The 16,986-nt window shown below is 61.2% G+C and carries 18 protein-coding genes; 11 read left to right on the forward strand and 7 right to left on the reverse strand.

The window, feature by feature from the left end; genetic code table 11:
- Positions 1 to 76 precede the first annotated feature (76 nt).
- Positions 77 to 787, forward strand: coding sequence for a response regulator (locus tag HX807_RS16630; protein ID WP_003213692.1), 711 nt, complete (start codon positions 77 to 79; stop codon positions 785 to 787).
- A complete protein-coding gene (locus HX807_RS16635) occupies positions 784 to 2,175 on the forward strand; it encodes an ATP-binding protein (RefSeq protein ID WP_087694265.1) in 1,392 nt (463 codons plus the stop codon). Before HX807_RS16630 ends, HX807_RS16635 begins: the two co-directional genes overlap by 4 nt.
- Positions 2,176 to 2,315: 140 nt before the next feature.
- Here HX807_RS16635 and HX807_RS16640 read toward each other — a convergent pair whose 3' ends face one another.
- The 4 genes from HX807_RS16640 to HX807_RS16655 all read right to left on the reverse strand — a co-directional run bounded on the left by HX807_RS16640 (position 2,316) and on the right by HX807_RS16655 (position 4,047).
- Positions 2,316 to 2,516 carry an SEC-C metal-binding domain-containing protein gene (locus HX807_RS16640; RefSeq protein WP_003213695.1) on the reverse strand — a complete coding sequence of 67 codons (201 nt, stop codon included), beginning with the start codon at positions 2,514 to 2,516 and terminating at the stop codon, positions 2,316 to 2,318.
- Positions 2,513 to 3,013 carry an LEA type 2 family protein gene (locus HX807_RS16645; protein ID WP_003213697.1) on the reverse strand — a complete coding sequence of 167 codons (501 nt, stop codon included), beginning with the start codon at positions 3,011 to 3,013 and terminating at the stop codon, positions 2,513 to 2,515. Before HX807_RS16645 ends, HX807_RS16640 begins: the two co-directional genes overlap by 4 nt.
- 61 nt (positions 3,014 to 3,074) lie before the next feature.
- Positions 3,075 to 3,545 (reverse strand): YchJ family protein, encoded by a 471-nt coding sequence (locus HX807_RS16650; RefSeq protein ID WP_003213699.1) that lies wholly within the window; start codon positions 3,543 to 3,545, stop codon positions 3,075 to 3,077.
- 4 nt (positions 3,546 to 3,549) lie between these two features.
- Positions 3,550 to 4,047: a DUF6231 family protein gene (locus HX807_RS16655; protein WP_177050501.1), complete on the reverse strand. Its 498-nt coding sequence runs from the start codon at positions 4,045 to 4,047 to the stop codon at positions 3,550 to 3,552.
- A 180-nt stretch (positions 4,048 to 4,227) separates the two neighbouring features.
- On the opposite strand from HX807_RS16655, the gene HX807_RS16660 reads away from it, so the two are divergent.
- From HX807_RS16660 to HX807_RS16670, 3 genes are all read left to right on the forward strand, one after another.
- Positions 4,228 to 4,923, forward strand: coding sequence for an OmpA family protein (locus tag HX807_RS16660; protein ID WP_008432103.1), 696 nt, complete (start codon positions 4,228 to 4,230; stop codon positions 4,921 to 4,923).
- A gap of 128 nt (positions 4,924 to 5,051) precedes the next feature.
- Entirely contained in the window at positions 5,052 to 5,345 is a 294-nt protein-coding gene (locus tag HX807_RS16665) for a DUF1145 domain-containing protein (protein ID WP_003213705.1), read from the forward strand.
- On the forward strand, positions 5,338 to 6,096 hold the full coding sequence (locus HX807_RS16670) for a hypothetical protein (protein ID WP_003213707.1): 759 nt from the start codon (positions 5,338 to 5,340) through the stop codon (positions 6,094 to 6,096). The genes HX807_RS16665 and HX807_RS16670 overlap by 8 nt, the downstream gene beginning before the upstream one ends.
- Positions 6,097 to 6,198: 102 nt before the next feature.
- Here HX807_RS16670 and HX807_RS16675 read toward each other — a convergent pair whose 3' ends face one another.
- Positions 6,199 to 6,663: a CopD family protein gene (locus HX807_RS16675; RefSeq protein WP_003213709.1), complete on the reverse strand. Its 465-nt coding sequence runs from the start codon at positions 6,661 to 6,663 to the stop codon at positions 6,199 to 6,201.
- A 99-nt stretch (positions 6,664 to 6,762) separates the two neighbouring features.
- Here HX807_RS16675 and dinG point away from each other — a divergent pair, with 99 nt between their 5' ends.
- The 6 genes from dinG (at position 6,763) to HX807_RS16705 (ending at position 15,292) form a co-directional block, all read left to right on the forward strand.
- A complete protein-coding gene (dinG, locus tag HX807_RS16680) occupies positions 6,763 to 8,907 on the forward strand; it encodes an ATP-dependent DNA helicase DinG (RefSeq protein ID WP_008432096.1) in 2,145 nt (714 codons plus the stop codon).
- A 95-nt stretch (positions 8,908 to 9,002) separates the two neighbouring features.
- Positions 9,003 to 11,330 carry a beta-galactosidase gene (locus HX807_RS16685; RefSeq protein WP_177050503.1) on the forward strand — a complete coding sequence of 776 codons (2,328 nt, stop codon included), beginning with the start codon at positions 9,003 to 9,005 and terminating at the stop codon, positions 11,328 to 11,330.
- A gap of 92 nt (positions 11,331 to 11,422) precedes the next feature.
- A complete protein-coding gene (locus HX807_RS16690) occupies positions 11,423 to 12,568 on the forward strand; it encodes an EstA family serine hydrolase (protein ID WP_003211696.1) in 1,146 nt (381 codons plus the stop codon).
- Positions 12,569 to 12,710: 142 nt separating this feature from the next.
- The gene (locus tag HX807_RS16695) at positions 12,711 to 13,871 is read left to right on the forward strand and encodes an OmpA family protein (protein WP_177021286.1); all 1,161 of its coding nucleotides are present in this window, start codon (positions 12,711 to 12,713) and stop codon (positions 13,869 to 13,871) included.
- Between the two features lie 27 nt (positions 13,872 to 13,898).
- Positions 13,899 to 14,546 (forward strand): pyridoxamine 5'-phosphate oxidase, encoded by a 648-nt coding sequence (gene pdxH, locus HX807_RS16700; protein WP_003211693.1) that lies wholly within the window; start codon positions 13,899 to 13,901, stop codon positions 14,544 to 14,546.
- A gap of 281 nt (positions 14,547 to 14,827) precedes the next feature.
- Positions 14,828 to 15,292, forward strand: coding sequence for a glycine zipper 2TM domain-containing protein (locus tag HX807_RS16705; protein ID WP_003189251.1), 465 nt, complete (start codon positions 14,828 to 14,830; stop codon positions 15,290 to 15,292).
- A gap of 75 nt (positions 15,293 to 15,367) precedes the next feature.
- Here the strand turns inward: HX807_RS16705 and HX807_RS16710 are convergent, their stop codons facing one another.
- Positions 15,368 to 15,703 carry a hypothetical protein gene (locus HX807_RS16710; protein WP_134325849.1) on the reverse strand — a complete coding sequence of 112 codons (336 nt, stop codon included), beginning with the start codon at positions 15,701 to 15,703 and terminating at the stop codon, positions 15,368 to 15,370.
- Positions 15,700 to 16,929, reverse strand: coding sequence for an S-type pyocin domain-containing protein (locus tag HX807_RS16715; protein ID WP_177037026.1), 1,230 nt, complete (start codon positions 16,927 to 16,929; stop codon positions 15,700 to 15,702). The genes HX807_RS16710 and HX807_RS16715 overlap by 4 nt, the downstream gene beginning before the upstream one ends.
- Positions 16,930 to 16,986 lie beyond the last annotated feature (57 nt).

The following is a 16,986-nucleotide window of genomic DNA, read 5'->3' on the forward strand; positions in this document are numbered from 1 at the left end:
TTCCATTACATTTGCGCGTACTCCTGGCTGAAGTTTCGGCTATCTCCTGCCTTTTGAGTTTCGGACGAATTGCCCCATGGCCAAGCAAGACCACCTGCTGATCGTTGATGACGACCCGCAAATCCGCCAATTGCTGTGCGACTACCTGAGTGACGCCGGCTTCCAGGTGTCCACCGCCGGCGACGGCAAGGAAATGCGCCGCCGCCTGGCGCTGAATGTCATCGACCTGATCGTCCTCGACCTGATGTTGCCCGGCGAAGACGGCCTGAGTTTGTGCCGCGAATTGCGCGTCAGCTCCAACACGCCGGTGATCATGCTCACCGCCAAGGGCACGCTGATCGACCGGATCGTCGGCCTGGAAATCGGCGCCGACGATTACCTGCCCAAGCCGTTCGACCCGCGGGAGTTGCTGGTGCGGATCAAGGTGGTGCTGCGCCGGGTGCAGAGTTTTCCGGACCGGGCGCGGCTCGATGAAGCACCGAGCATCAGCTTTGCCGGCTGGCAGCTGGACACCCGGGCCCGCCAATTGCTTTCGCCGGAAGGCGTGGTGGTCAGCCTCGGCAACTCCGATTACCGGGTGTTGCGCCTGTTGTTGCAGCATCCCAACCGGCCGCTGAGCCGCGACTTTTTGCTCAACCACGTGTTCGACAAAGACAGCACGCCGTTCGACCGCTCGATTGATGTGTGCGTCAGCCGACTGCGCTCGCAGTTGCCGGCCGGGTTGATCAAGACCGTGCGCAACGAGGGTTACATGCTCACCGCCGACGACGTGGCGCTGCAATCGTGAAACTGCTGCCGCGTTCGCTGTTCGGCCGGCTGGTGCTGATCCTGGTCAGCGGCATGCTCGCGGCCCAGGCCCTGACCAGCAGCATCTGGTACGACATGCGCCACGGCCAGGTGCTGGAAATCCCCAGCCGGCTGATCGCCACGCGGCTGGCGGACGTGGTGCGGCTGGTACACAGCGATCCGGCGCAGGCGGATGTGCTGATCAAGCTGCTTGATACGCCGCGCTTTCGCCTGACCCTGAGTGACCAGGCCAGTGATGTGACAAGCAGCATCAGCGACAGCGACCAGGCCACCGAGCGCTTGCTGAATAAAGTGCTCTCGGAGAAAACCGGCTACACCCAGAACCTGCATCTGTTGAGCCTCAAGCTGCTGGATGCCGAGGGCCAGCATGCCGGGCTGTCGACTCTGCTCAGCTCCAGGCCTGTGGTGGGGCAATTCCTGATTGACCTGCGTTTGCCGGACGGGCGCTGGCTGCAGGTGCAGGCCACCGAGGAACAAGGCTGGACCAGTACTTCGCCGATGGACTTGCTGTTCGATTACGTGATGCGCATTTATCTGCTGCGGGTATTGGTGCTGGTGATCATTGCCCTGGTGGCGGTGCGCCTGGCCATTCGCCCGCTCAACGCCCTGGCCAAGGCTGCCGAAGCCTTGGGCCGGGACATCCAGCGGCCACCGCTGGCCCTCGATGGGCCCACCGAAGTGCGCCGCGCCGCCCAGGCGTTCAACGCCATGCAGCAGCGGCTGATCGCCAATATCGCCGAGCGGACGCGCTTCCTGGCGGCGATTTCCCACGACCTGCGCTCGCCCATTACGCGCCTGCGGTTACGTACGGAAATGCTCGACGACAACCGCACCAAGGAACGTTTTCGCAGCGACCTGGAAGAAATGGAGCACATGGTTTCCAGCACCCTGGACTTCGTCAGCAGCGGCGAAATCAACGAGAAGCGCCAGAACATCGACATCAACGCCTTGCTGCAAAGCTTGCAGGCGGACCTGCAGGACGTGGGCGAGACGGTGACGATAGAAGGGCGGGCCAAACAGCCATTGCCGGGGTATGCCCGCAGTCTCAAGCGTTGTGTGCAGAACCTGCTGGAGAACGCGGTGCGTTATGGCTCCGAGGTGGTGGTGCGGGTAGAGGACAAGGCGGACAGCTTGAAGATTGTCATCAGCGACCGTGGGCCGGGGATTCCCCAGGAACAACTGGAACAGGTGATGGAGCCGTTTTACCGGGTGGAAGGCTCACGCAATGTGGAAACCGGTGGTTACGGGCTGGGGCTGAGTATCGCGCATACGATCGCCAGTGCCCATGACGGGCGGTTGAGCTTGAGCAATCGGGAGGGTGGGGGATTGGAGGTGGTGTTGGAGTTTCAGCGCAAATCCTGGCCTTGAAATGCAGGCTAAATGTGGGAGCGGGCTTGCTCGCGAAAGCGGTGTATCAGTATCAGAGAGGTTGACTGACACTGCGCTTTCGCGAGCAAGCCCGCTCCCACATTTGGATGTGCAGTGTTTCGAGAATCGGGTTTCTTAACTCAAGCCCCGTGGCACTTCTTGAATTTCTTCTCGCTGCCGCACGGGCAAGGATCGTTACGACCCACGTCCTTCAACGTATTGCGCACCGGCTCCTGGTGAGCGTGGCCGCAGTTCGGGCCGTGGACATGGCCGTGGTCGTGATCATGATGATCGTGATCGTGGTTGCAGTCGGGACCATGGACATGGGGTTGCTGAGTCATCGATGTCGCTCCGGAATAAAATCGCCGGGGATTATCTCGCCATTGCGCAACACCTGCACGTCGTTCCCGATAAATAAACCGGTTTTCAACTCGCCTTCAAGACGATAGGGCACGGGATCGCGCGGATTTTTCAGCATGTCGACCACATCGCGGATCTGCGGCCACAGGTTGGTGCGCACCGATACCCGGAAAAAAGCGTGGCTGTGGGGTGGCACGGTCAGCCATTCGTTGGACTCGCCTTCGGTCAGCACCATCGTGCCGAGGCTGACCTTGTAAACCAGGCCGCGTACGGTCAGGTCGTTGTCGTCACGGTTATCCACGCGGAAATACAGCTTGAACTTCTGCTCCAGCAACTTGACCCGCACGGGGTCGACCTTGACCAGACGCACCTCGGGGGCGGGCGTATCGTCGGCGAACCACGACGCGCAGCCGGAGAGCCCCAGCATCAATGCCAGCAGAAGGCTGTAAGTCCTGAATACCCGCGCCTGAGAAACCATGCCGTTACTCCGTGTGAAGAGTCAGCATAGCAAGCGAGAGCCTGTCGGGTATCAATGAATGTCAGAGGTAGCCGGAACAGCACTTCTTGAATTTCTGCCCGCTGCCACACACGCAGGCGTCATTACGCCCGGCCTTCACGTCCACTGTCGGGTCGATAAAGTACCAGTGCTCATTGTTCTGTACGAAAGATGAGCGCTCGCGGTGGCTGTGTTCGCCGGTGCTGTCATGCCAGCGAGCGGTAAAGGTCACGAAGGCGTGTTCCGGCTGGCCGCCGAACACCTCGGAGCTTTCCACTGAAAGGCCCAGCCAGGTGCTTTGGGCGCTCCAGGCGCCGATGGCGGCCGTGTCCAGCCCGGCTTGCTGCGCAGGCAGGGTGGTTGCCACCAGGTAGTCCACCAGTCCCAACACGTAGGCGCTGTAGCGCGAACGCATCAGCGCTTCGGCGCAGGGGGCCGGGTGGCCGGCGTGATAATGACCGCAGCAGGCATCCAGCAGGTTGCCACTGCCGCAGGGGCAAATGGATGTACTCATTGGGTTACCACCAATACTTTCCAAAGTTTTGCGGGTTGGCCCAGAAGCGGGCGTTCAGCCAATCCGGCACCTGTTTATAGTCAAGCAGATCATAGGTAAACAGCGTCAAAACCTGACCGTCGCGCTGGAAGCGTTCGCTGGCTTGCAGGGCCAGGGAGAAGAAGTCGGTGTCTTTCCAGTGGCAGGCCTCCAGGTCCACCAGCACCGCAATGCGACTGGCATTGAGGTTGCGGATGCCCCCCAGCAGGGTCAGGCCCGCAGGTTTTGACAGGTGTTCCAGGCAACCGACCGCCAGTGCCAGGTCAAAACGCTGGGCCGCGAGGTCGGTGGGCAAGGGGCCGGGCTCGGCGAAGGACACCACGGTATCCGGGTGTGCTTCCTTAAAGGCATCCAGCGCCGGGAACTGGCTGGCGCCCAATAACAGCAGGCGTTTGGGCGCGTGAAGATCAAGCAGCGCAGCGAGCGCTTGCTGGGGTGTACGGGAAGAAATACCGGCAGTCATCGAAGATCCTCACATCAGGACCGTAGAGACTAGCCTGCCTGAGCGTGCGGGCCTAGAGCGGGCGGCGAGAATAAACCGCTCGGCCCAATGAATACTGGGGTGTGACACGCTGGCGCAGATGAAAAGAGCCGTCTTTACTCCACTCGTCGGCCCCCGCCGATCCCCTCAGGAGAAAGTCAGATGAGCATCATGCGGACAGCTCTACCCTTGGTTCTGCTAACCGGAGTATTGACAGGTTGCGCAGGCTTGCAAAAAACCGACTGGCCCACCTGTGCCGCCGTCGGCGGTGTGACAGGTGCTGCCATTGGTGCGACCCAAAGCTCGTCCTATGCAGGCTACGGCGCACTGCTGATTGGCGGCATGGCTGGCGCCTATTGCTGGGTGCATGGCGACGGTGACGAGGACGGCGATGGCGTACCGGACAGCCGCGACAAGTGCCCTGGCACGCCAAAAGGCGTGCAGGTCGACGCCAATGGCTGCCCTCCGGTGCCGGTAGCGGTGGTTCAAGAGGAAGTGGTGGTGGTCAAGGAAGAAACCATCGTGATTCGTGACGTGCACTTCGAGTTCGACTCCGCGAAGCTCACGGCTGCCGACAAAACCAAGCTCGACGTGATTGCCACCCGCCTGAAAAAAGAGGCCCCGAGTGCGCAGCTGCGCGTCAGCGGGCATACCGACAGTGTCGGTAAAGATGCCTACAACCAGAAACTCTCTGAACGACGCGCTCATTCGGTGACCGACTACCTGGTCAGTTCCGGCATCCCGCGCAGCAGTTTTGTCTCCGTGACCGGCGCCGGCGAAAGCCACCCCGTAGCCGATAACAAAACCGCTGATGGCCGCGCGCTGAACCGCCGCGTGGAAATTCAGATCAACCGCTGACCCCGCCTCAAGGCCCCTGTGGAATCCCCAGGGGCCCCTTCATCAATTTTTTAATCCTTCACTGGCACAACGCCTGTAGAAGTCGTTACTGTGCGCCCAAAGAATAATGTGCAAGGGGAGCGTGCGGGATGAAGGTGTTTTGGGGGCTGGGTAAATTATTGACGTTGCTGTTCTGGGGCGTGGTGGTGGTCAACCTGATCACACCGCTGATCAACCCGTTCCACCTGTTGGTCAACCTGGCCGGCAGCCTGTTGTTGCTGACCCATGTTCTGGAACTGCTGTTGTTCAACGGCAGTGTGAAAACCCGTGCCCATCCCTGGCGTGACCGCTTGCAGATCCTGCTGGTGGGTATGTTCCATGTGCAGAGCTTTTCGACGCCGACACCGGCTAATGATGTAAACAAGGAGGCCAATCATGCGTAAGGTTTTTCTGTTGGCCCTGCTGGTCAGCCCCATTGCCCTGGCCCAGAGCGTCAGCGTCGAGACCAACTCGTTGATGCGCCTGCCCAACAGCAGTGGTGTGTTGCAACTGGAGCGACTGGACGTGGCGGATTACGGCACCTTGCTGATTCCCGCCAATATCACCCAGGTGACGGTGGATGAACTGCACCTGGGCCGCGACGCGCGAATCGCCATCGTGCCCGGTAGCACCACGTTGCAACTGCAGGTGCGTCAGGCGCAGCTGGAGCAGGGCAGTCAGATCACCTCACGCGGCGCTCCCGGTACCCATGAGCGCCCGGCCAAGGCGGGGCGTGACCTGGTGTTGCGGATTAACTCGCTGACGGCCGATGAGCTGTCGGTGGATGCCCGCGGTGGCGCGGGTGCCCAGGGTTATGCCGGGCTGGATGGTGCCAACGGCGAAGACCCGGGCTGCACCTGGGGTTCGGCCGGGCGCGGTGCCAATGGCGACAACGGCGGCGACGGGCTGCCGGGCGCGGCGGGCGCGCAGGTTCGTGTGGAATTGCCGCAGGACTTCCCGGGCGAGAAAATCAAGGTCTGGGTGGACGGCGGAGCCGGTGGCTTGGCGGGCACGGCGGGCAAGCCGGGTAAAGGCGGGCAGTCCAAGGGGTGCCTGGTGTACCGCGCGGATGGCGGCGAAAAGGGCCGGGCCGGGTTGGAAGGGCAGCCGGGGCCAGCGGGGCCTGCGGGTGCTGTGACCATTCAGAGGCTCTGAGGCGACTGGCCTGACGCTTTCGCGAGCAAGCCCGCTCCCACATTTGAAACGCATTCCAAATGTGGGAGCGGGCTTGCTCGCGAAAGCGGTCTACTAGGCGCTTTAGAACATCGGCCGTGCCGAAGCAATCGCCACCAGCACCAACCCCACTATCAAGTTAATCCCCACCAATTTACGAATCTGCCCCAAGGCCGCAGCCCCGGCCGGCCAATCCTCCGCCGCCACCGCCACGCGCAGCTCCGGCAACTTCAGCGCCTGAATCCGGATAAACAGCGCCGTCATCACCACATACAACCCCATCATGACCTGTACATAACGCGGCGCGGTCTCAAACCCGCTGAAGCGCAGTTGCAGCAGGCCGACACCGCTGATCGGCAACACCAGCACCGCCACCCAGACCCACACGAAAAAACGTTGAAACACATTTACCCAGAGTTTCAGCCGGGCCGGCCCGTCCAGCGCGGCCATGGCGGCGGGGCGCAGGATCATCCAGGCGAAAAACATACCGCCGACCCAGATCAGGGCGGCCAGTACATGCAGGGTGTAAGCGAAGCTAAAGACGGTCATTGGGGTACTCCGTTCTGCGCGGGATTAATTAGCGGGGTATGATAGCGGCCGATCCGAACCACTGAAAATTTATCCAGCGTTTTTTGCGCCCGACTATCCATGATCAGCACTGAACTCAAAACCACGATCCAGGGCGCCTACTCGCGTTTTCTCGAAGCCAAGAGCTTGAAACCGCGGTACGGCCAGCGCCTGATGATCGCCGAAGTCGCCAAGGTCCTCGGGGATATCGATACCGACGACGAAGGTCGGCGCAGTGGCGACCCCGCCGTGGTGGCCGTCGAGGCCGGCACCGGTACCGGTAAAACCGTGGCCTACAGCCTGGCGGCGATCCCCACCGCCAAGGCCGCCGGCAAGCGCCTGGTGATTGCCACCGCTACCGTCGCGCTGCAAGAGCAGATTGTCTACAAGGACCTGCCCGACCTGATGCGCAACAGCGGACTGAACTTTACCTTCGCCCTGGCCAAGGGCCGTGGGCGCTATATGTGCCTGTCCAAGCTCGACGTGCTGTTGCAGGAAGGCCACGCGCAAACCGCCACTGCCTCGCTGTTCGAAGAAGAAGGCTTCAAGATCGAAGTCGATGAGGTCAGTCAGAAGCTGTTTACCAGCATGATCGAGAAACTGGCGGGCAATAAATGGGACGGCGACCGTGACAGCTGGCCCAATGCCCTGGAAGACGCCGACTGGGCACGGCTGACCACCGATCACAGCCAGTGCACCAACCGTCATTGCCCCAACTTCGGCCAGTGCGCCTTCTACAAGGCCCGGGAGGGCATGGGCAAGGTAGACGTTATTGTCACCAACCATGACATGGTCCTCGCCGACCTGGCCCTGGGGGGCGGCGCCGTGTTGCCCGACCCGCGCGACACACTCTACGTGTTCGACGAAGGCCATCACCTGCCCGACAAGGCCATCGGCCACTTTGCTCACTACACGCGGCTGCGCTCCACCGCCGACTGGCTGGAAACCACCGCCAAGAACCTCACCAAGTTGCTCGCCCAGCACCCGCTGCCGGGCGACCTGGGCAAGTTGATCGAGCAGGTGCCGGAGCTGGCGCGGGAGATCAAGACCCAGCAGCAATTCATGTTCAGCGCCTGCGAGCAGGTGGCAGACTTCAAGCCCGGCGAAGATGTGGAAGGCCGCGAACGGCCGCGCCATCGTTTCGTTGGCGGGCTGATCCCCGAGCACATGCGCGAAATGGGCGTCGAGCTGAAAAAGGGCTTTTCGCGCCTGACCGACTTGTTCACCCGTCTCACCGATTTGCTCAAGGAAGGCATGGATGGCGAGGTCAATATCGGCATCGCCAGCAACCAGGCTGAAGAATGGTACCCGCTGTTTGGCAGCCTGCTGTCCCGTTCCCAGGGCAACTGGGAGTTGTGGACCGCCTTTACCGTCGAAGACCCGGAAGACAACCCGCCCATGGCCCGTTGGCTGACCCTGTCGGAAAGCGGTGCGCTGTTCGATATCGAGGTCAACGCCAGCCCGATCCTGGCGGCGGAAATGCTCCGACGCAACCTGTGGAACGTGGCCTACGGTGCCTTGGTCACCTCGGCTACGCTGACGGCCCTGGGCACCTTCGACCGCTTCCGCATGCGCGCCGGGCTGCCGAAAAAGGCCGTCACCGCCGTGGTGCCCAGCCCGTTCCATCACGCCGACGCCGGTGTGCTGCGGGTACCGGACCTCAAGGCCGACCCACGGGATGCGCCGGCCCATACGGCGGCGATCATTCGTGACCTGCCCTCATTGGTAGAGGGTTCCCGGGGCACGCTGGTGTTGTTCTCGTCCCGCAAACAGATGCAGGACGTGTTCGACGGCCTCGACCGTGACTGGCGCAAGCAGGTGTTTATCCAGGGCAACCTGTCGAAACAGGAAACCCTGAACAAGCACAAGGCGCGGGTGGATGGCGGCGATTCCAGCGTGCTGTTCGGCCTCGCGAGTTTCGCCGAGGGTGTGGATTTGCCCGGTGCCTACTGCGAACACGTGGTGATCGCCAAGATCCCGTTCTCGGTGCCGGATGATCCGGTGGAAGCCGCGTTGGCCGAATGGATCGAAGCCCGGGGCGGCAATCCGTTCATGGAGATCTCGGTGCCGGACGCTTCCTTGAAACTTGTCCAGGCCTGCGGCCGCCTGCTGCGTACCGAAGAAGATCGCGGCACCATCACCTTGCTTGACCGGCGTCTGGTTACCCAGCGCTATGGGAAAGCTATCCTGAATGCTTTACCGCCGTTTCGGCGGGAAATTTCTTAAGGCCCAGTGGGCGAATTCGCCCACTTTGTGGTCTATCTCACCATCGCTTCACGTCATCAGGCCAGTCACCGGCCGTTTGGGAGAACCTTGTTCACATGATTCGCACGCTGCCCGCTGTTTTTGCCCTGTTGTTTGCCGCGCCATTGCTGGCTGCGCCTGCCGGGCAACAAACCTTGTTCAACTTTGTACGGCCCGCCGATGTGGTCAAGGTGGCGACCCAGGACGCCAGCCTGCCGCAATACAACGCCGAACAAACCGCTGAAGGCGAAGTGCTGCGCCGTATCACCTTCAACCCGGCGGCCGAACCGAGCCTGGTGCTCAGCCCGCAGACCGGCGCCTGGGACTGGTCGCAATCCGGTGCCATGAGCCTGCGGATTCAAAGTGCGATGGACTGGGCGCTGACCCTGTACGTCAAGGTGCAGAGCAATGACGGCCGAACGCTGTTCAGCCGTATCGACCTGCCAGCCGGTCCCGCGCAAACGCTGTTGATTCCGCTGCAAGCCAATTCGCCCCTGAGCCAGGGGATGAAGGCCGGCCCGCCGATGCCGATCACCGTCGATGGCCAGCGCGTGCTGCTGGCCAGCAGCGAAGGGGAGATCGACCGCAGCCAGATCGTGTCGGTGACCCTGTCGATGATCAAGCCGAACGTCGCCCAAAGCATCTTGCTCGAACGCTTTGGCGTGCAGGACATCGCGCCGGTACTCAAGGCTACCTACAGCGATCTGGTGGACGCCTATGGGCAGTCCACCCGCGCCCGGTGGCCGGAGAAAATCAGCAGCGACGAGCAGTTGAGGGCCGCAGCGGTCAAGGAACAGCAACAGCTCAAGGGCTGGCTGGCCGAGCGCGACAAGGCCTCCCTGGACAAATTCGGCGGCTGGAACAAGGGCCCGGCCTTTGACGCCAGCGGCTTCTTCCGCACCGAGAAGCGCGACGGGCGCTGGTACCTGGTGACACCGGAAGGCCATCCGTTCTACTCCCTGGGCGTCAACACCGTCGCCCCGGACAACAGCCAGACCTACGTGGCGGGCCGCGAATGGATGTTTGCCGCGCTGCCCAAGGCCGGCGAGCCTTTCGACAAATACTACGGCAGCGGAGACAGCCGCAGCGGCAATGGTGCCGATCAGGGGCGCAGCTTTAATGTCGGCCGCTGGTACGACTTCTATGGCGCCAACCTGCAGCGTACCTATGGCCAGCCGTGCGTGCCGCCGGCACCTTGTGCTCCGGAAGGTTTCGACCAGAAACGCTGGGTCAGCCACACCCTCGACCGCCTGCGGGCCTGGGGTTTCAATACTGTCGGCAACTGGAGTGCGCCGCAGCTGGCGACCGCCGACCGCGTGCCTTACACCTTGCCACTGTCGATCGTCGGTGATTACGCGAGCATCAGCACCGGCACCGATTGGTGGGGCGGCATGCCCGACCCGTTCGACCCGCGCTTCGCCATGGCCACCGAGCGTGCGGTGGCAATTGCCGCCCGTGACCATCGCGACGACCCGTGGCTGATCGGCTTCTTTGCCGACAACGAACTGGCCTGGGCCGGTCCCGGTGATGATGCGAAATCCCGCTACGCCCTGGCCTACGGCACCCTGCGCATGACCACCGACGTGCCGGCCAAGCGCGCGTTTCTCAAGCAATTGCGCGACAAGTACCGCAACCAGGAGGGGCTTTCCAGGGCCTGGGGCATCGAGCTGCCCGCCTGGGAACTGATGGAAGACCCAGGCTTTGTGCCGCCAATGCCAAGCCCGGAGCACCCGGAAATCGAAGCGGACTTCAAGTACTTCCAGAAGACCTTTGCCGACGCCTACTTCAAGACCATCTCCGATGCATTGAAATGGCATGCGCCCAACCAGCTGTTGCTGGGTGGCCGATACGCGGTCAGCACGCCGGAAGCGGTGGCGTCCTGCGCGCAATATTGCGATGTGCTGAGCTTCAACATGTACACCCTCAAGCCTCAGGACGGCTACGACTTCGCGGCCCTGCGGACGTTGGACAAGCCGGTGCTGATCACCGAATTCAACTTCGGCTCGGCGGACCGCGGCCCGTTCTGGGGCGGCGTGACGCAGTTGGCCCGGGAAGAGGATCGTGGGGTTGCCTACGCCAACTTCCTGAAGCAGGCCATGACCGAGCCGTCGATCGTCGGCGTGCATTGGTTCCAGTACCTGGACCAGCCGGTTACCGGCCGTTTGCTTGACGGCGAAAACGGCCACTTCGGCCTGGTCGGCATCACCGATGTGCCGTTCCAGGGGTTTGTCGACAGTGTGCGCAAAAGTAACCTGGCTGTCGTCGATCAGCTGGGCAAGGAGGCCGAAAAGGCCAAGGCTGCCGCAGCGGTCCACGCCGGTGAGGGCGGCAAGCCCGGGCGTGAAGGCAATGCAGCAGCGCCGGGTGCAGAGCATTCCGGCGGGCATTCCGGCAAAGGTCATTGATGGGGGCTGATCGACGAGAGCGGGTTCACAAATCGCTCAATGGCTGGAACAATGTCGGCCACTTTCTGTAGTACTTTTCCAAGGGGGCTTAGGTGCAGATTCAGGGTCATTACGAGCTTCAATTCGAAGCGGTGCGTGAAGCCTTCGCCGCGCTGTTCGACGACCCTCAGGAACGTGGTGCCGCGCTGTGCATCCAGATTGGCGGCGAAACCGTCGTCGACTTGTGGGCCGGTACCGCCGACAAGGACGGTGCCGAGGCCTGGCACAGCGACACCATTGCCAATCTGTTCTCCTGCACCAAGACCTTTACGGCCGTCACGGCGCTGCAACTGGTGGCCGAAGGCAAGTTGCAGCTGGATGCGCCGGTCGCCAAGTACTGGCCGGAGTTTGCTGCCGCGGGCAAGGAAGCCATCACCCTGCGCCATCTGCTCTGTCACCAGGCCGGGTTGCCGGCCCTGCGTGAAACGCTGCCCGCCGAAGCCCTGTACGACTGGCAGATGATGGTCGACGCCCTCGCCGCCGAAGCACCATGGTGGAAGCTCGGGGAAGGGCACGGTTATGCGGCGATTACCTATGGTTGGCTGGTGGGCGAGTTGCTGCGCCGCGCCGACGGTCGTGGGCCGGGCGAGTCCATCGTGGCCCGGGTTGCACGGCCACTGGGCCTGGATTTTCATGTGGGGTTGGCAGATGAAGAGTTTTATCGAGTTGCCCATATAGCCCGAGGCAAGGGCAATGTTGGCGATGAGGCGGCACAACGTTTACTTCAAGTAACGATGCGCGAGCCGACGGCGATGACTACCCGTGCATTTACCAATCCACCGTCTATTCTGACCAGCACTAATAAACCCGAATGGCGGCGTATGCAGCAGCCAGCGGCAAATGGTCACGGTAATGCGCGAAGTCTGGCGGGTTTTTATAGTGGGCTGCTCGACGGTAGTTTGCTGGAAGCCGATATGCTCGAAGAGTTGACCCGCGAACACAGTATCGGCCCGGATAAAACCTTATTGACACAAACCCGGTTCGGGCTGGGTTGCATGTTGGATCAACCGCACGTGCCAAACGCCACCTTCGGCCTTGGCCCACGGGCCTTTGGGCATCCCGGGGCCGGTGGTTCGGTGGGGTTTGCCGATCCGGAACATGATGTAGCCTTTGGTTTCGTGACCAATACATTGGGCCCTTATGTACTTATGGACCCGCGGGCGCAAAAGTTGGTAAGAATATTGGCCGGTTGTCTGTAAATAGCTTGCTGTCTTGCGTTTTTTTGTTACAAAGGCACATACAAAAAGACGCTAGGCGAAATGTTGTAACTTTAATGTTCCAGAAGCGTCTGTTTAACGGGTCATTCAGGCCCCTGGTTTTTTCTCATTTTGTGGATATCTCATGTTATCGAACAAGTCCTTGGCACTGGCGCTATGCCTCACTATTACTGGCTGTGCACAAACCCCACAAAATGATGCCGAGGGCGGGCATTGGTGGTCATTTGGCTCCGATAAGGCTGCTACCAAGGACGCAGTGAGCCAGGCCGACACCAAACCGGATGCCAAGCCGGCGGTAGCGGCCAAGGCGCCAGCGCCGGTAGCACCCGCCGCTGCTGCACCTGCTCCGGTTGCGAAGGCGGATACCGGCTCCAGCTGGTGGCCGTTCTCGTCGAAAGCCGACGACGCCAAGGCAGACCTGAAGGCCGACCTCAAGGCGGCAACGCCTGCCTCCGGCGCCCCGGCTGATGCACCGGCCGCTGCACCTGCCGTTGCCAAGACGGATACCGATACCAAATGGTGGTGGCCGTTCGAAAGCAAGCCAAAGCCATTGGCCAAGGTCGACGTCGCCAACATCCCGATGCCTGATCCAAAAATCACCCAGGCCTGGTTGGACGACTACGAGCCACGCCTGCGTCTCGCGATCAAGGACAGCAACCTGCAACTGGAACGCCGCGACAACGTATTGGTGGTGATTGCTCCGGTTGACGGCTCCTACAACCCGAAACGCCCGGCGATGTTGCTGCCGGTGACCCTGGGTCCGTTCACCCGTGTTGCCAAGGCTGTTGAAGGCGATCCGAAGACCGCCGTACTGGTCCTGGGCCATGTAGATACCTCGGGTGCCGAGCCGGTGAGCCAGGCCCTGACCAAGGAACGTGCACAGTCCATCGCTTCGATCTTCAGCCTCAGCGGCCTGAAGCAGGACCGCCTGATGCTGCGTGGCATGGGTGACCTGATGCCGCGTGCCGCCAACGACAGCAACCAGGGCCGTGCCCTGAACCGTCGCATGGAAATCATGTTCACCCAGCGCACCACCATGCTGGCCCTGTTGAGCAAGTACAATTCGGCCAACCCGCCGAAGGCTGAAATGGTCGCTGTGCAGGACGTTCCTGCTCCAGCCGCTGCTCCGGTCAAAAAAGCTGCCGCTCCGGCGAAAAAAACCGTTGCCAAGAAAGCTGCCGCCAAGCCGGCTGCCAAAAAGGCCCCGGCCAAGCCTGCTGCTAAAAAGCCAGCACCTGCCAAGGCCGCCGCTCCAGCTGCTACCAACGACCAGGCGAAGAACTGATTATTTGAGCAAGAAGGATAAAGCCGCATGACCCAGGCACTGGCCGATATGCGCCGTGACTACACACGGGACGGTTTGAGCGAGGCCCAGGCCCCGGATGAACCGTTTGCCTTGTTCCACCAGTGGTTCGCCGACGCGGTGAAAACCGAACAGCCACCGGTGGAGGCCAATGCCATGACCCTGGCTACGGTGGACCAGGACGGTCGCCCGCACTGCCGGATCCTGCTGCTCAAAGGCCTGGATACACAGGGCTTTACCTTCTTCACCAATTATCAGAGCGCCAAGGGCGAACAACTCGCGGCGCGACCGTTTGCTGCCATGACCTTCTTCTGGCCGACCCTGGAGCGCCAGGTGCGCATCGAAGGTCGGGTGGTCAAGGTCTCGCCCGAGGAGTCGGATGCTTACTTCCAGGTCCGTCCCCTGGGTAGCCGCCTGGGTGCCTGGGCTTCACCGCAAAGCCGGGTAATCAGGGACCGCGAAGAGTTGCAGGCGCTGCTCAAGGCCACCGAACAACGCTTCAGCGATACCCAGCCTGATTGCCCCGAACACTGGGGTGGTTACCGCCTGCTGCCGGAGCGCATCGAGTTCTGGCAAGGCCGCGCGAGTCGTTTGCACGACCGCTTGAACTTCCGCTTGCAGGGTGCCGACTGGACCCGTGAGCGGCTGGCGCCCTGAGCCCACCTTTCGTCACCTCGCCTGAATGTAGCGCTGCACGCCGAAGTCTCTAGTCAGAGGCCTTGGATGGGTAGCGCTGCGCTGCGTTATGCGGCCGTTAGCTACAATGATGACAGCGTCCATCAAGATCCTGAGGGAGGTGGGAACGCTACCGTTCGTCGAGTTTTTCGGTACAGGTTCTCTGTACTAAGGCTGAATGAAAACAATTTTCTGCCCGGCATGCCGTGACAGGCGGCAAGCCACAGCGGTTTAATGGATACCTGTCCTTTGGAGTTGATGCTATGCGTAAGTCCGTTTTACTAGTTGCCTGCTTTACCACCCTGTCGCTGCTGCTGGGTGGCTGCGCCTCGAGTCTGACCGGCGACTCGTACTCCCGTGACGAAGCTCGTCGTGTACAGACTGTTCGCATGGGCACCATCGAATCCCTGCGTCCGGTGAAAATCGAAGGCACCAAGACCCCAATCGGCGGCGCTGCGGGCGCAGTCATCGGCGGCGTTGGCGGCAGCGCCATCGGCGGCGGCCGTGGCAGCATCGTGACCGCCGTTATCGGCGCAGTCGCCGGCGGCCTGCTGGGCTCGGCCACCGAGGAAGGCCTGACCCGCACCCAGGGTGTTGAAATCACCGTCCGCGAAGATGATGGCAGCATGCGCGCCTACGTCCAGGCGGTTCAAGAGAACGAAATCTTCCGCATCGGCGACCGCGTTCGCATCATGACGGTGGACGGAACCAGCCGCGTTACTCGCTAAGGGTAAGGTTGCAGGAAAAGAAAAACCCCAACCGGGTGGCCGGTTGGGGTTTTTTGTTGGAGAAAATCCGGGACGTCAGGTGAACATCTGAATATCGTCAAGTGCGTCTTGTACTACCCCACTCAGAGAAGGAGATTTTCTTTTTGCTTGCTGCAGCACGGGCGTAACCTTCGCCATATCCAACTCACCGAAACGGCGCGCAATGTGGCCTATCGCAATGATGGCAGCCGACGCGATGTCCTCGTTGTCATTGTTTGCGTACTTGAGACAGGTTTCTTGTGCCCAGATAGCATCTGTCTCGTTAAGGCCGATGGATATTAGAGCTTCTGTGACCTTGGTCAGGTCATTAGTGGCTATAAAGCTTATAGCTTCATCCTGACTTAAAGAAGGGTCGTGATAGCGCAAACTCATTTTTCGGCTCCCAGAATCTTTCCTTTTCGATCTGTTTTGTTCGCTTTTATTAAAGCATTTTTCATCTCTTGTCTTAGCTCACTCCACAGTCTCACATGACCGTGGTAAACGCCTTCTGAGGTGCGATCGATCACTACAAACTCTTTTGTGTGTGGGTCAATCCCTATGCGTCTACGTGAGTTTGGCGGATTCAGCTCTACCGAGTTATTAAGCGCATCCAGGCCGTTAGTCGGCTTTCTGCTTTTGACAGCGTTATCTTTTTTTCCATGATAGGGGGCGTCCTCATACCTCAGGCTTACGACGATATACAGAGGTCGAATACCCGAACCCGCCGGAAACACCAGAATAAAATCCCTGTATTCCGGCGGATAGATCGGATCAACGATGATGTTGTCGGCCTTCTCGGTTGGCGGATACACCCAGATTTGCGGCGCCTGCGGTGCAGCCTCCAACGCAGGAATGCCGAGGGTGTCAGCGGGGTCGACAGCAGGCGTCCAGATCAGCTCGACGCCGTCGCCCAAGTCCGCGACCTGCTGCGTGCCGCGCTGGCCAAACTGCACGACATCAACCATTTCCCAGTCGCGATTTTTCCCGGTGTAGAAGGCGTATCCCTTGAGCGTGCCGTCAGCAAGTTGCTCGATATGCAGGCGGGCTCGGGTGCGTGCCCGTGGCATTGAGCGCAGTTGACGGTCGCTGTAAAGCGCACTATCGCCCAGGCTGGAGGGCCAGACGAGGGCTGCAACCCCAAGCATCAGTCCGGCCCCAGCTGTTCCAACACTCGCTGCGATGCTGGAGGCGCCACTAACCGCTGAGCCACCCAGTGCCAATGTCCCTAGCCCAGCCGGGAGTGCGCTGCCGCTGATCTTTTTGAGTGACAGCAGCCCCTCGATGTCCGTTTCACGACCACCCAGCAGAACGTGCTCGCCATAGTCTCCTATGGGGTCAAGCGGTACATAGCCGGATGGATTGTTGTAGTCGATGTGGGCGTCCGGCAGGTTGCAGGACTTGGCGAAGACGCAGCCCGCGATGGGCAATGTTGCTGGCGGTCGCTCCACTTTGCGTCTGGCCTCGTAGACCTCCTGACGGGCAAGCATGGCTTCGTATGCTCGCTGCCTGGCCTCACGATCAGCCAGCTCGCGCTCGCTCATGTTCTCGAGCCGTCGGTAACCCCCCGTGCCGGTCCCGTAGCATCGCCAGACTTGGGGGATATCCTTGCTGTTTGCCATCGTGCCCTCCTGGCGTGTTGCATAACGACGTCCGGCGGCGGAGCCGGGAGCACGACG

This window comes from Pseudomonas sp. D8002, from assembly GCF_013385695.1.
GTDB lineage: Bacteria > Pseudomonadota > Gammaproteobacteria > Pseudomonadales > Pseudomonadaceae > Aquipseudomonas.